Source organism: Flectobacillus longus (assembly GCF_030056705.1).
Taxonomy (GTDB): Bacteria; Bacteroidota; Bacteroidia; order Cytophagales; family Spirosomataceae; genus Flectobacillus; species Flectobacillus longus.
Window position 1 is genome coordinate 60,274 of the sequence record NZ_JASHIC010000009.1, and the last position, 13,542, is coordinate 73,815.

Annotated in this window: 10 protein-coding genes; 2 read left to right on the plus strand and 8 right to left on the minus strand. The window is 37.8% G+C overall.

What is annotated here, in order from left to right:
- Positions 1-20: 20 nt before the first annotated feature.
- A complete protein-coding gene (locus QM491_RS07525) occupies positions 21-2,207 on the minus strand; it encodes a TonB-dependent receptor family protein (RefSeq protein WP_283326827.1) in 2,187 nt (728 codons plus the stop codon).
- Between the two features lie 396 nt (positions 2,208-2,603).
- Positions 2,604-3,140 carry a hypothetical protein gene (locus tag QM491_RS07530; RefSeq protein WP_283326829.1) on the minus strand — a complete coding sequence of 179 codons (537 nt, stop codon included), beginning with the start codon at positions 3,138-3,140 and terminating at the stop codon, positions 2,604-2,606.
- A 50-nt stretch (positions 3,141-3,190) separates the two neighbouring features.
- Between QM491_RS07530 and QM491_RS07535 the strand changes: the two genes are divergently transcribed.
- Together QM491_RS07535 and QM491_RS07540 are read left to right on the plus strand one after the other, a co-directional pair.
- The gene (locus QM491_RS07535; RefSeq protein ID WP_283326831.1) at positions 3,191-4,354 is read left to right on the plus strand and encodes a cytochrome-c peroxidase; all 1,164 of its coding nucleotides are present in this window, start codon (positions 3,191-3,193) and stop codon (positions 4,352-4,354) included.
- Complete coding sequence (locus QM491_RS07540; RefSeq protein ID WP_283326832.1) at positions 4,351-4,797, plus strand: molybdopterin-binding protein; 447 nt, start codon at positions 4,351-4,353, stop codon at positions 4,795-4,797. The genes QM491_RS07535 and QM491_RS07540 overlap by 4 nt, the downstream gene beginning before the upstream one ends.
- A 150-nt stretch (positions 4,798-4,947) precedes the next feature.
- Here the strand turns inward: QM491_RS07540 and QM491_RS07545 are convergent, their stop codons facing one another.
- From QM491_RS07545 to QM491_RS07570, 6 genes are all read right to left on the minus strand, one after another.
- Positions 4,948-5,970 carry a hemin-degrading factor gene (locus QM491_RS07545; RefSeq protein WP_283326833.1) on the minus strand — a complete coding sequence of 341 codons (1,023 nt, stop codon included), beginning with the start codon at positions 5,968-5,970 and terminating at the stop codon, positions 4,948-4,950.
- The gene (locus tag QM491_RS07550) at positions 5,958-6,803 is read right to left on the minus strand and encodes a heme ABC transporter ATP-binding protein (protein ID WP_283326835.1); all 846 of its coding nucleotides are present in this window, start codon (positions 6,801-6,803) and stop codon (positions 5,958-5,960) included. Before QM491_RS07550 ends, QM491_RS07545 begins: the two co-directional genes overlap by 13 nt.
- 226 nt (positions 6,804-7,029) lie before the next feature.
- Positions 7,030-8,115, minus strand: coding sequence for a FecCD family ABC transporter permease (locus QM491_RS07555; RefSeq protein ID WP_283326837.1), 1,086 nt, complete (start codon positions 8,113-8,115; stop codon positions 7,030-7,032).
- A gap of 4 nt (positions 8,116-8,119) precedes the next feature.
- Complete coding sequence (locus QM491_RS07560; RefSeq protein WP_283326839.1) at positions 8,120-8,956, minus strand: heme/hemin ABC transporter substrate-binding protein; 837 nt, start codon at positions 8,954-8,956, stop codon at positions 8,120-8,122.
- A gap of 52 nt (positions 8,957-9,008) precedes the next feature.
- On the minus strand, positions 9,009-10,403 hold the full coding sequence (locus tag QM491_RS07565; protein WP_283326840.1) for an HmuY family protein: 1,395 nt from the start codon (positions 10,401-10,403) through the stop codon (positions 9,009-9,011).
- A gap of 37 nt (positions 10,404-10,440) precedes the next feature.
- Positions 10,441-12,726 (minus strand): TonB-dependent receptor, encoded by a 2,286-nt coding sequence (locus tag QM491_RS07570; RefSeq protein WP_283326842.1) that lies wholly within the window; start codon positions 12,724-12,726, stop codon positions 10,441-10,443.
- Between the last annotated feature and the right edge of the window lie 816 nt (positions 12,727-13,542).

Below are 13,542 nucleotides of genomic sequence, written 5' to 3' on the forward strand. Positions count from 1 at the left end.
ATCCAGTCAATCACAACTCACTAAATCTTAATTGTCAAAGACAGTTGCATATTACGACCGTCCGAAGGCCAAATACCTGGTCCGGGATAGAATAATGGTCTTTTGGTAAAATAATGCTCATTTGTAATATTATTGATATTCATTTTCAACTGAATCATGTCGCTGAGTCTCCAAGCTGCATTCAAATCCAGAATACCATAGGAAGGAACCAAGCCAATAGCACCACTTGCATTTGGGGTACGTGTATTGAGCGCGTCGGCATAAGTTTCGGATGTGTAGCTATACAAAAGTGTAGAGCTAATCGCACCGATGTTGACAGTAAGCCCATTGCGTGTAATTACCGCAGGAACACTCTCAATCTTATTACCTACCACCGAGATATTCGCATTACCCGTTTTGACTTCCCCAGAAACATATTTTCCATCCATCAGTGAGGTCGAAGTAAAGATTGATAGAGAAGATTTTTTACTCAAATTCCAATCTCCTTGAATAAAAATCTCTAAACCTTTCGTTTCAGAATTTCCGATATTGGTACGGTAAGTAATAAATGTACCTGTCTCATCTGTAATTCCTAAAGTTCCAAAACGATTATCATATCTCAACAAAAAGCCTGTAACATCCCATCTCAAAAAGCCTTTGCGCCCTCTGTAGCCTAGTTCGAGGTTATATCCTTTGGCATCCTTGATATTTTGGTCGACTTTCTCATAAATAGAACTTGGTACTAAGTCTTTAAAAATCATTGGTCTATACATTTGCGAGAATCCTCCATATACTTCACCTAACAAACTTGGCTTGTAGCTAAAGCTTGCTCCCAACAAAGGGTATTGGTGCTTGATGGATACAGGAATTTTATTTTCTGGATAATAAGTAATTGTACCACTCATACGACTCTCTCCCATCTCTACCCGTGCTCCCGCATTGACTTTCAGATTTTTCAGAACATAAAAACTATTTTCTGCATAAATAGCCACGTTATTGGTAGCAAAATGTAGGTCTCTTCCCCAAACAGGGTCTACTAAGGTCAAATCATAATCATCGCTAGTTGTACCTTTACCCAGTTGCGTACGATGCAAATCGTTATTCATTACCTGAACACCACTTGCCAAATTGTTTTCCATTTGACCTATTTTGTAATGACTCAAGACACGCAACTCATTGGTAAAACTATTAAAACGGTCAATATCTACCTGACGATTAGCGTATTGTAGAGTCGCACGGTTTAGTGTATCCTGAATAGTCGCTAGTTTATCAAACATCACGCTATTTCTAGTTCCAATAACTGCCGAAGAAGTAAACTCTAGAGTGGTATTAGCACTCAAACGGTAAGTTGCTCTAAACGACGGAACATTAATTGTAGGGCTAAAATAGTTGCGACTACGTGTTGCCTGAGTCGGATCAGTTGCAAACATTGCATCCGTTAATGGCCCTGGAATACGGTATAAATAGCTGGAACGTGCCCATTCCAAACGAAAATTCCATTTTTCGTTTGGTGCAAACTGCACCACAGCCCCCTGAGCATTCATGTTGGTGTGTTCATAATCACGGTATCCGTCTCTAGATTTCTGAAGAAAATAAGTATAGTATTTCCATTTTTTAAGTGTTCCTCCCAACGATACATAATTGCTCAGAAGATTATAAGAGCCTGCTGTCGAAATAGCCTCTAATTCAACAGCTTTATGGTCACTAGCTTGCTTACTAACATAGTTGAGCATCCCGCCAAACTGCGCTCCATATTGCAAAGCACCCGTTCCACGAACCAATTCAATACGTTCTACGCTTTCCATGGGCACACTATAATGGCTTGCAGGATAGGCATACATATCCGAATTGGTAATAACGCCATCTTTACGAATATTGAACTCCCACCCTCGGTGTGGGTCGAGTCCGCGCGTCGAAATATTGACCTGATTACCAGTTCCATCCATGTCGTACACAAATACACCTGGGACTTTGGCAAAAATCTGACGACCTGTTTTGTCGGTAATACTGGCGTTCAATTGTGATACTTTCAGCACTTCGTTTTTCTTACCTTCCATGATATACGTACCCGTAATTCCAGAAAGACGACCTATGTCCTCGTGAAGACTTTTTCCTTCTACTGTAATAGTTTGTAACTCTTTAGATTTAGTAGAATCAGTCGTTTGAGCATTTGATTTTATAGCCCAACATGATATAAATAATGTAGTTGTAAAATATTTTAAATTCATTTCTTCTCTTCAAAAATGTAATAGTTTACTTATTGGATAAAAGCATAACTCTCGGCTCAATTTATGAGTCGAAAATCAAATAAAATTCCATATTAATTATTTTGTATTTAATAAACATTAAAAATGAATTTGCTAAAACTTTTATCAAAATAGGCTATTTGGCTTAACTCTTCCTCTTACTTTTTGTCTTGAAACAAAAAGTAACAAAAAATTCAAGAATTTATAAACTCGCTTCGCTCAAACAGTATAAATTCATTGCTTACGCCAGTAGTTTTACGAAAGCTTAAACATCTTCATTATTGCAAAACCATTCCATAGAATTTAAAAACAAAATTATTTATAAATCACTATGAATGATATTTTAATATTAAAAATACAAATTAATTATAAATATAACTAAAAACACGGAGGTTTGAAGAGTTTCAAATAATAGGAAAAATGATACAAAGTAGAATAAAAAAAGATCTTTTTTGTATTAATAAAAGAATGACTTTCAGAAAAAGAAACGGCAGAATAGGTAATATTCGGTAAATATTCCACTACTAAGTTTTTACAGAGTTCTAATGCTTTTTGGATTGGACCAGAAGTTGGTGTTTGTCCATTTTCTAATTTTACTTCTTGCGCTATTTGTTTGATTTTTTGAGTAGCTTTTTCATTCAATTGTAATACTGTAATCAAACTATCATTTCTATAGATTTTTTCCACTACACTATAAAACTTTCCATCGTGCTCTACCAAGGCTCTTCCTTCTACCCTATTATGAAAGTCAAAAGTATAAGGCAAAATCATTGGCATACCAACTTCTATTCGTTCAGAAACAACATCTTCTTGTTCAATTTGTGGAGCTTCATGAACCATCAACAAAGCAATACTTTTACTAAAAATAGAATTTAGTAATAATATTAATAGAAATATGCTTGTGAGTGCTCTCAATATTTTGATTGAAATTTTAACAAAAATAACATTTTAAACAATCTTCGCCAATGATTCAAATCATTAACTTTTCTATTTTCATTCCATATTCGTTATATTTGTACAAATATAACGAATATGGAATGAAAAAGCTTAAATGGTTCGTACTTACGGGTTCGACACTTACAATACTGATGGCTTTTGTCTCGACAGAGCTCATTCCGAGAGGCAAATATCTATTAGAATATCCCAAAAACTTTGGAAATAGATTTTCTATTCCAAGCGATAACCCAATGCAAAAAGAAGTGGTTTACTTAGGACGAATGCTGTTCTATGAGCCACTTTTATCCGCCAATAACCAAATTTCATGTGCCAGTTGTCATCAACAAACCTTAGCTTTTACTGATGGAAAAACTCTGAGCGTTGGCGTCAGTGGAAAAACCACCAAACGCAATAGTATGTCTCTCGCCAATTTGCTTTGGGTTCGACAATTATTTTGGGATGGTAGAGCATCAAGCTTGGAAGAACAAGCCATGGGACCACTTACGCATCCTGATGAAATGGCTCAAAGTCTAGCTATTTCATGCCAAAAACTTGCAAATACACCATTATATCCAGCACTATTTTTAGAGGTTTTTCATACTAAAAAAATTACTCCCGAACTCATTACAAAATCTATTGCTCAATTTGAAAGAACTCTTATTTCAGCCAATGCCAAATATGACCAATATTTGGCAGGGATAATATCACTTAACCATCAAGAATCCAATGGATTAAAACTATTTTCAAGCTTACCTCAACCTGAAAATGGCGTTCGTGGCGCTGGTTGTGTCCAGTGCCACGGTGGCGCCAAAACTTATATCGAATTATTCCATAATAATGGACTTCTCATTGATGAAAGAGATTTGGGGCGTTTTGAAATTACACAAAACACCATTGATAAGGCAAGGTTCAGAGTACCAACTTTGAGGAATATAGCCCTCACAGCACCCTATATGCACGATGGCAGATTTAAAACACTGGAAAATGTGCTCGATCATTATAACGAACATATCGAGAATGTGCCAAATTTAAGTCCTTTTTTGAAAAATAATTCGAACGAAAAGAATGGGAAAAGTCTTGTGTTAACCGTTCAGGAGAAACAGGACATTATTGCTTTTTTACATACACTCACCGATTCAAGCTTTATTCAAAATCCCGCTTTTACGAATCCTCATAAAACACCAAATCCATGAAAAAATCATTATTTATCCTATTCTCAGTACTGCTCTCCTACTCTATTTCTGCCCAAAAGTTAAGAATCTTCGGAGAAGTACAACAAGAAATCAGCCTCGATGCACAAGCGTTGAGTAAATATCCTTCTGCTATTTTTGAAGTAAAAGACAAAGACCAAAGCAAAACTTATAGCGCCGTGGGTGTTTATGAGCTATTCAAAGTCGCTGGCGTTACATTGGGAAATCAATTACGAGGCGAGAGTCTATCAAAATACGTTATTGCAAAAGCTTCTGATGGCTATGAAGTGGTTTTTGCCTTAACCGAGTTTGACCCTGAGTTCACAGATTCACCTATTTTAATTGCACCCAACGAAGGGACTTTTAGATTGATTGTCCCAAAAGAAAAACGCCGAGCCAGATGGATTCGAGAATTGGCTTCACTAGAGATAAAATTTGCTAAGTAAATGAAGTTATTGGATTACACTCATAATCAGATGGATACTATCAAAAGGCACTACTAATTTAGTCTTTCATACTGCTTATACAGTTCTCTACTCTTTTTACTCAAAAAGAAATCGGTACCACAAACGGTACCGAATCTACAAAATCAATCATTAGTTTATAAATTTCTCCAAGGCTACTCGCCAAGCTTGTAATTCTGGTTTGCCAGGTTTTCTTTTTCCAAAAATCAAGGCAATTTGTTGGAAATTTTCATCAAATAATTCCAAACTTGTAACTATGCCATCGTTGGTTGGTTTCTTCACGAGCCAAGCTTCAGCAATATGATCTTCACGCAAATGTAGATTGAATTGTGGATCCAGTACGTTGAACCATGGCCCCATAGATACCAACTTTTGCACCAACCCTGTATGAATTTGAATACAGCCTTTGCTCGACACAAAAATCATAATATCTGTATTTGTACTTGATACTTCTTCTAGCACCTGTTTTACTTGCTCTACCGAAACTTTTTGCGCATATCCTTCTGGCGCATAAGCCAAAGCTTGCTGACGATTTACCCCAAATTTTTGTAATAAAGGAAAAAACTGGTGGGTATCTTCCAATTTTAACCAAGCTTCCTGAAACGCCTCAACATCCAAATCAGGATTAGCTGGCGGAGCTATAAATTCAATTTCAGGAATCACCTCCAACAATTCTGATTGTTCGGTATCCCGAAAAGTAGAAACAATGTCTTGGTAGGCCGCTACATTGCTACTTTCTTGCAAAAAGATTTTATGAACAGCATTTCCATTTTCATCAAAAAACTGAAGGCTTTTATTTTGAGCCTCAACAGCAAAACCGAACTTCCAATGGCTCATAAACAAACGTAGATCGATATCTGCGCCTAGTACCAACCCCACATGGTTGTTGAATGAGACCTTTTCATATTTTCCTTTGCGTTCGTGCACACAGCTTTCGTTACGCGTCAGCGCCATAACATATCCCAACGAAGGAATTTGTTTCATCAATTCCCTAAAATCCCCACTAAGTCGTACTACACCTTCACCAATTGAGGTGGCTAGTAGTTCTGCCTCAGAAACACCCAATTGCTTAGCGGCGTCTCTTATTCTAACTTTAGGATTTTCGTTTTGAAAATTTTGATATATCTCTTTGAGAGAAAGGGTTACACTTGACATATCCTTGCTGTTTTATGATAAATATTTTCTTGAAATGGAATAATAAAAGGATAATCCAATTGGCTATCCTGAAATAATTTTACTTGAATCCCGAAGGTTTCATGTATAGCATCGGGTTGTAAAACCTTTTGTGTGACGCCGTAATCCACGATTTTTCCTTTTTTGAGTAATAGTACCGAATCGGCAAATTGCATTGCCAAGTTCAAATCATGAAGAATCGCTACTACACAAAATCCTTTATGCGTTAACTCTTTTACCGTTGTCAATAATTGTTGTTGATGAAATAAATCCAAACCAGTTACAGGCTCGTCTAAAAACAGGTATTTGGGTTGCTCTGACCTGTAATTTTTATCAAAAAGCGATTCGTAGTCGAGCAACTGCGCCATGACTTTTGCCAAATACACACGTTGTTGCTCGCCTCCCGATAATGTATGTACAGTACGATTGGCAAGATGGGCGATACCTGTTTGGTTTAAACAATATTCCACAATAGCTCGATCTTGGGCGTTGGGTCGAGAAGTAAAATGCGGGTACCGACCCATCATTACCAAATCATCCACTTTGAATTCAAATGCTAGGGTATTTTGTTGTGCTAATACCGCTCTTATCTGGGCTAGTTCATCCGAGCGATAAGTATTAAGATTACGATATGCCAATCTAACTTTACCTTCTTGATAAGGCAGTTCTTTACTCAATACTTTCAGTAAAGTTGATTTTCCAGCGCCATTAGCACCCATGATTGCCAAGAGTTTTCCACCAGAAAAGTTAAAACTCACCTGACTCAAGAGTTGTCGTTTGTTAATGCTATAATTGATATTTTGAACTTCAATCATGTTATAAAGGGTTTGGGCAATCAGGTATCGGCTTTCGGCAGTGGGCTTTTGGAAAAAGCATGTCTTTGGTTATTAAAACATTCTAACACTCTTTACCTTGTGCCTGTTGCCTAAACAATCTAATTCTGCATGAATACTTATTCCTATGACATACGTTGTAGATATTCTGCTGATTACAAGCGTATTCCAATAACTTATATACTATTAACTAATAACTCAATTTCTCCTATCGACGATTTTTGATAAGTATCGCAATAAAACTTGGCGTTCCAACAATGGCGGTGACAATGCCAATAGGCAACTCGGCAGGAGCAACAATCGTCCTTGAAATCAAATCAGCTAAAGTCAATAAAATGGCGCCCATCAACGCCGATGCTGGCAAAACAATTCGATGGTCGGAGCCTACCAACATACGTGTGATGTGTGGAATAACCAAACCCACAAACCCGATTGTACCACAAAGCGCCACAGAAATACCAACACCCAATGTTGTCAATAAAATCAATTGAATTTTCAAACGTTTGGCATTGATTCCTAAATGTTGTGCTTGACCTTCACCTAAAGCAAAGGCATTAAGCGATTTCCCCAATCTTGGAATGGCAACCAAAGGCAAAAAACACCCTATTGCGCCCACTTGAAGTGTTTCCCAAGTAGCACCACCCAAACTTCCTAGTCCCCAAAACTGAATACTTCGTAACTGAGCATCGTTTGCCAAATAAGTCAACAAGCCTGTAATAGCTCCACAAAGTGCATTGATGGCGATTCCTGCTAAAAGCATATTGGAAACAGAGGCTTTGCCTTCGACTTTGGATAGTTGATACACTCCAAAAGCCGTTAAACAAGCGCCTATAAATGACATAATAGACATCCCAAACAGACCGAGCATTTGCCATTCGCTCAACCAATGAAGTTCTAACACAATCATTGATACCGCAAATAGCGAAGCCCCCGACGAAATACCAATCAGACCCGGGTCAGCTAATGGATTCCGAAAAAGACCTTGAATGGAAGCTCCTGTCATGCCCAATACCGCCCCTATCAAAATCCCCATCAATACCCTAGGCAAGCGAATTACAGTAAGGATTACACTGGCTTGGTCGTCGACAGCACCACTAACAAGTCCTAACTTTTGACCTAAAATATAACAAACATCACGGAATGAAATTGCTACTGCACCCAAGCCTGCTGCCCACAAACTTACAGTGATTAGTACCAATGTAAGACCAAGAAGAATGAGTCCATTTTTGGTAAAAGAGCTAGTTTTGCTTGTCAATAGCGTGTCTACAAACCGCGCTTCAGCAGAATTATTCATAGATTTAAAGGTTAATTTTTTTATTCAGTTCCAAAACTGCCAAGCCTACTCTCGGGCCAAAACCCGTTAGCATTGCTCCGTCCATGGTGATAAATTGCTTTTTCTTTCCTGCATTAGTTTGTGCGACCCCAGGGATTTTTAATAATCCTGCTGTGCCATCAATGCTTTCTAAACCCGAATCAAATAATAGGATATAATCTGGATTAGCGGCTACTAGGGCTTCGGGAGTAAGTGGTTTGAAATTCTCAAAATCATTGACAGCATTTTGGGCGCCTGCCAATTCTATCAAACTTTTCACAGAAGTACCATTACCTGCCACCGACAACGCTCCCATACCTCGTGCATAAATAAACAAAACTTTGGGCGGAGATTTAAGTTTTTTGACTTGTTTCAGCGCCACATCAATTTGCTGTTTTAATCGTTGTGCTTCTGCTTTTTTTCCAAAATATGACGCCACTTCATCTATGAGTTTCTTTGTACCTTCTACGGTATAGATTTGGGTAAACATCTGAACTTTTACTCCTGCCGATTTGAATTGAGATTCTACTTCTGGTTTCAGGAAAGAACTTCCTTTTTCATCCTTTGTCCCAATTACAATGGTAGGCTGCAATGCCAAAGTTGCTTCAGCACCTATACCACGGTTGTGTCCTACCTTTGGGAGTTTCTCGATTGAGGCAGGATAATTGGAGGTTACATCTGTGCCAACAATCTGATTTTGTAAACCTAAACCAACCAATATCTCCGTAACAGCGCCACTGATAGAGACGATTCTTGGTGTTTTTGTTTGTGCGAAAAGAGAAATATTGCAAAGCAATAAATACCCTAAAATGAGTTTTTTCATAGCCTTTTCTAAGTGAAAGTTCTTTTACACTTGGTATTTTTTCTTCTTTAAACTACTGTGCTTTTTTTACCAATTTATAGGCAATATTTGGATAGCCTCTTTCACCACCATCAGCAGAAGTAAAGTTCAAGAATTTCAATTTATAGACATTCCCTGTGGCATCTTTTACTACATAGAATCTATCCGTTTTTACACCAACTGTTCCCGTAGTGGCTCTCCAATTGGCACCAATTATCGAACGGTTATTGCTAAACGTTACTGTACTAATATTACTTTCGGCAAAGGCATCATAGCTTACAGTACTAGTCAACACCTCTGCGGCTTGCACACCAGCCAAATGGTTAATAAAGACTTGATCGGAGAAATAATAAGGAATATCTGCTGTTGCTGATAGTGCTGTTTTGTACAAAGCTCCTGTCCATTGAATATCCCATTTTTCTTTGGCTGGCTCTACCGAAACAGGACTTGTGCTATCGAAAGAGGTGTACACAAACTGCAAAGAAGCATCTTTAGCAATCGTCATAGTTTGATAGCTTGTTTCGTTCAGTTTGGCATATTGTAAAGTATATCCTCCTGATGTATTTCTCAATACACGTAGTTTGATCAAGTCTTTCTTGGCAATAGCCCCACCAGTTCCTCTATTCAAAATATAAACTTTATTGTCTGCATCGGTTGCCGAAACCGATGCTATCACCGTTTTAGAAATATCTCCTGTCACATCATCTACCAAGGCAAAATGAGCTGTTTCATAACCGAGTGTCAAGTTTTTACCTACTGTATCGGCAGAGGAAACTTGATTTATATCTGTCTTAGTTGTTGCAATAGCTGTCGCAGCAGTCAGGTTATTAATTTTTACGGAAAAAGTATTTCCTGTATAAAAACCCAAATCCCAAGCAGTACGAGCCACAGCTGTCTGGCTATTGTTACTAAAGTCTACCCAAACAGAATTGACTGCCGATGAACCTCCAGTTCCACCATTGAGTTTGAGTGTTGAGCCATCAGACACAATTGCTGTAAATTTCACGGTCAATTCTGCATTAGTTCCAACCAAAATAGAATTGGTCGTTGAAGCAATTTTTACAGCGAGTGACTCCGAGCCACTCAGAAAAATACCTGCTTTTTTGGTCAGTTTAAAAGATGTCTCGCTACTTCCCGCTGGGATTTGTAAAGTAATTTGGTTATTACTTGCGGCAGGTTCTGTTGTAAACTCAGTTCCATAAGTAAGCCCTGTTGCCGCCAATTGTAAAGTAACCGAAGTCGCAGATTCTACGGCTCTCGAAAGCTTTACTTTGATCACTGATTCTGTTGTAGCGGCATCAATTCCTTGTTGTGTTGCTTCAAATTGTGCTAGGTTATCGGGTAGAGCAATCTCTGTGTCTTTGCATGACGATACCACCAAAGCACCACCTAAAAGTAATGCTCCTAATAATTGAGAAAAATACTTCATTGTTTTTGTTTAATTTATGAGAATGAGTTACAAAATTTTATTGATGAATCTGATAAGTAATACCTGCAAAATAAGAGCGTCCATAGCTCATTGGCACGGGTCCGCTCGTACTATGCGCCGAGCCTGAGGTAGTACCTGTATTATTTAAGCGTGTAACATTTGCTAGATTCTTGACTCCAGCGTTAAGCTGAAAGCCATGCTTTAGTTTTTGGGTTATGGTAAAATCTGCCCAGTGAAAACTTCCTATCTCGGTCAACTTTGCAGTAGCATTCCCTTGTGCATCAGTGCTGGCTTGATAGGCAGGTTGCTTGCCTGTAAACTTATAAAACAAACCCAAAGTAGTTCCCGAACCTAGAGTATAGCTCACATTGGTATTTACTTCTGGCGACCATAAAAAACTTTCCATAGCTGTATTCGCCAAACTCTCGTCACTCAACAGTTGATTGTATCTGCCAATGTATGAAAGCCCCAAGCTGGCACGTAATTTTTGAGTTGCTAACGTTTGTTCAATCGTAAAACCAGTTGTTTTAAATCTATCGATATTTATCGTTTGCGAAACACTTGGATTCGTTGGATCGGTACCATAGCTTATCAAATTTCTGAAATCATTATAAAATCCTGTCAAAGTTGATTTATGTTGAAACTTCCCAATATTGCCTATTCGAGTCAGTGAGGCATTGAAGCTGTCTGAGTTTTCTGCTTTCAAATTAGGATTACCTTTGATTGAATGACTTGCGTCAAAGAAATTAAAGTATAGTTCTCTCAATGCAGGAGCTCTAAATCCTTGTGCATACGCCATACGCCAATCCCAATGTTGACTCAATTTTATCTTCACATTCAACGCAGGTATTAATGGGGGAGCAGCATATACCGAATTTTTGATTAGTCTAAAACCAGGGCGAATCAACACAACTGAGTCAAGATTAATTTCTGGCGCCACAAAAAGTGCATAGTCATTGATACTGGGCGACCCCTCAATTCTGGCTCCGCTAGCTCGGTCTGCATTGATTTCAAAACCAGCTTGTAAATTCAACAACTTCGACCATCGATAATACGCCGTAGCACGCATCATAGCATTATTAAATTTTGAAATATCTTGTTCTCCAGCACCAAGCGAAAGCGTTCTTTTACCCGTATTCAAATCCAAAATTGAGGTTTGTGTTTTGCGCTGATAGTCGGTATAGGCTGCTAAGAAATTTACAGTCAGTTTTTCATTTGCTTGCCAATTACCTTGAAATTGGTGCATTAGTCGCGTCGTCAAAAAGCGCTGGTCTCGTACTTGATTCGTGTTGATGTTGACTGTCCCAAGATTGACAATATCTTCATCAAGGCCATCTAATCGATAATAGAATTCTACATTTTTAAAACGATAACCCAACTTGGCATTCGCTAGGGTTTGTGTTTTAGGCAACCATTCTTTATTTCTTCCTGTTGAATTGCCTTGCCAGCCACCAAAACTTTGATTGGTCAAACCTGCAGAAAAGGAGAGAGCCTTGTGTTGCCACGTTCCAGTAATACTTTGAAGATGTATGCCATCCCAAACATCGCCTACATTTTTACTAAAACCGTATTCATTTGCCACCGTTTCTTCTTGAACTTTAGCTGACAGACTCCAATGATTGGCATTTCCTTTTTTCGTAATAATATTGATTACCCCTGCCAAGGCGTCTGTTCCATAGTTGACCGACATAGGACCTTCCACTATCTCAATTCTTTCGATACTGTTAATATCTATCTGATTCAAGCTTTCTCGTGTATCTCCTCGGTCAAGCATCGGAACTCCGTCTAATAATATCTTGACATTTCTACCCGACATACCCATCAACTGAATATCCGTTGTACCTAGAGCCATATCATTCGAAAACCTGAAACCTATTTCATTATTCAAAACTCCCATTACATTGGTGGCCGCCCGCTGTTCTATTCTTGCTCTATCGATAACTCTTACTTGATAAACAGAATTACGGAGCGTTTGACCCTGTGGTTGTCCCGTTACAACTACTTCGTCAAGGTTCTTTACCGAAGGTTTTAATAACACTTGGATTTTCGTAGGTTTCTTCCAATCGAGTGCATTCTCGACAGTTTCATATCCAACTGAGCTAATTTTAATGCGTTCCGTTTGCTTTTGAGTAACTTTTAAACTAAAACTTCCGTCCGATTTACTCACAGTCCCTTTACCAGATTTTAGCATTAGGATAGTAGCACCTTCTATTGGGAATCCCTCCGTATTGGTAATTTTTCCCTCTACTATTATTTCTTGGGCAAATACTTGCCAGCTTGCTGCCAAACACAGCAACAATAACACAACACACTTATATCTCATGGATTTGACGCTAGTTCAAATAAGTAATATTCTTAAACACTTTCATTATTTTTATTTAGACTCAATATAAATAACTGCACAAAGGTATGTAAAAAAGAATTGAATTGTCAAGTATTATTTAGAATCATTTTAAATAATTTTTCAAGTACCCTTATTCATTAGTTAAATGTCCGTTCTATCTATTGGTCATTTTGACCATTAGATAGAAATGTTTTATTGACAGATTTCTGCAATTCACCCGAAAGGAGAGATGCATATCAATTGGTCAAAATGACCATTATATAGAAATAGTTTTTGACAGATTTCTACAATTCACACAAAAGAAGAGAAGCTTATCTAATGGTCATTTTGACCATTAGATAGAAATGTTTTATTGACCGATTTCCGCAATTCACACAAAAGAAAAGAAGCTCATCTAATGGTCAAAATGACCAATAGATAGAAATGTTGTTTTGGCAGATTGCAACAATTCATACAAAAGAAGAGAAGCTCATCTAATGGTCAAAATGACCAATAGATAGAAATGTTGTTTTGGCAGATTGCAACAATTCATACAAAAGAAGAGAAGCTCATCTAATGGTCAAAATGACCATTAGATAGAAATGTTTTATTGACAAGTTTCTACAATTCGCACAAAAGAAAAGAAGCTCATCTAATGGTCAAAATGACCATTAGATAGAAATAGTTTTTGACAGATTTCTGCAATTCACCCGAAAGGAGAGATGCATATCAATTGGTCAAAATGACCATTAGATAGAAATGTTTTATTGACAGATTTCTACAATTCACCCAAAAGAAAAGAAGCTTATCTAATGG

What these genes read in the sequence shown, in the direction of transcription:
- QM491_RS07535 (WP_283326831.1), top strand. Translation starts at nt 3,191, where the DNA reads ATGATTCAAATCATTAACTTTTCTATTTTCATTCCATATTCGTTATAT.
- QM491_RS07555 (WP_283326837.1), bottom strand. Translation starts at nt 8,115, where the DNA reads ATGAATAATTCTGCTGAAGCGCGGTTTGTAGACACGCTATTGACAAGC.
- QM491_RS07545 (WP_283326833.1), bottom strand. Translation starts at nt 5,970, where the DNA reads ATGTCAAGTGTAACCCTTTCTCTCAAAGAGATATATCAAAATTTTCAA.
- QM491_RS07525 (WP_283326827.1), bottom strand. Translation starts at nt 2,207, where the DNA reads ATGAATTTAAAATATTTTACAACTACATTATTTATATCATGTTGGGCT.
- QM491_RS07565 (WP_283326840.1), bottom strand. Translation starts at nt 10,403, where the DNA reads ATGAAGTATTTTTCTCAATTATTAGGAGCATTACTTTTAGGTGGTGCT.
- QM491_RS07570 (WP_283326842.1), bottom strand. Translation starts at nt 12,726, where the DNA reads ATGAGATATAAGTGTGTTGTGTTATTGTTGCTGTGTTTGGCAGCAAGC.
- QM491_RS07550 (WP_283326835.1), bottom strand. Translation starts at nt 6,803, where the DNA reads ATGATTGAAGTTCAAAATATCAATTATAGCATTAACAAACGACAACTC.
- QM491_RS07560 (WP_283326839.1), bottom strand. Translation starts at nt 8,956, where the DNA reads ATGAAAAAACTCATTTTAGGGTATTTATTGCTTTGCAATATTTCTCTT.
- QM491_RS07540 (WP_283326832.1), top strand. Translation starts at nt 4,351, where the DNA reads ATGAAAAAATCATTATTTATCCTATTCTCAGTACTGCTCTCCTACTCT.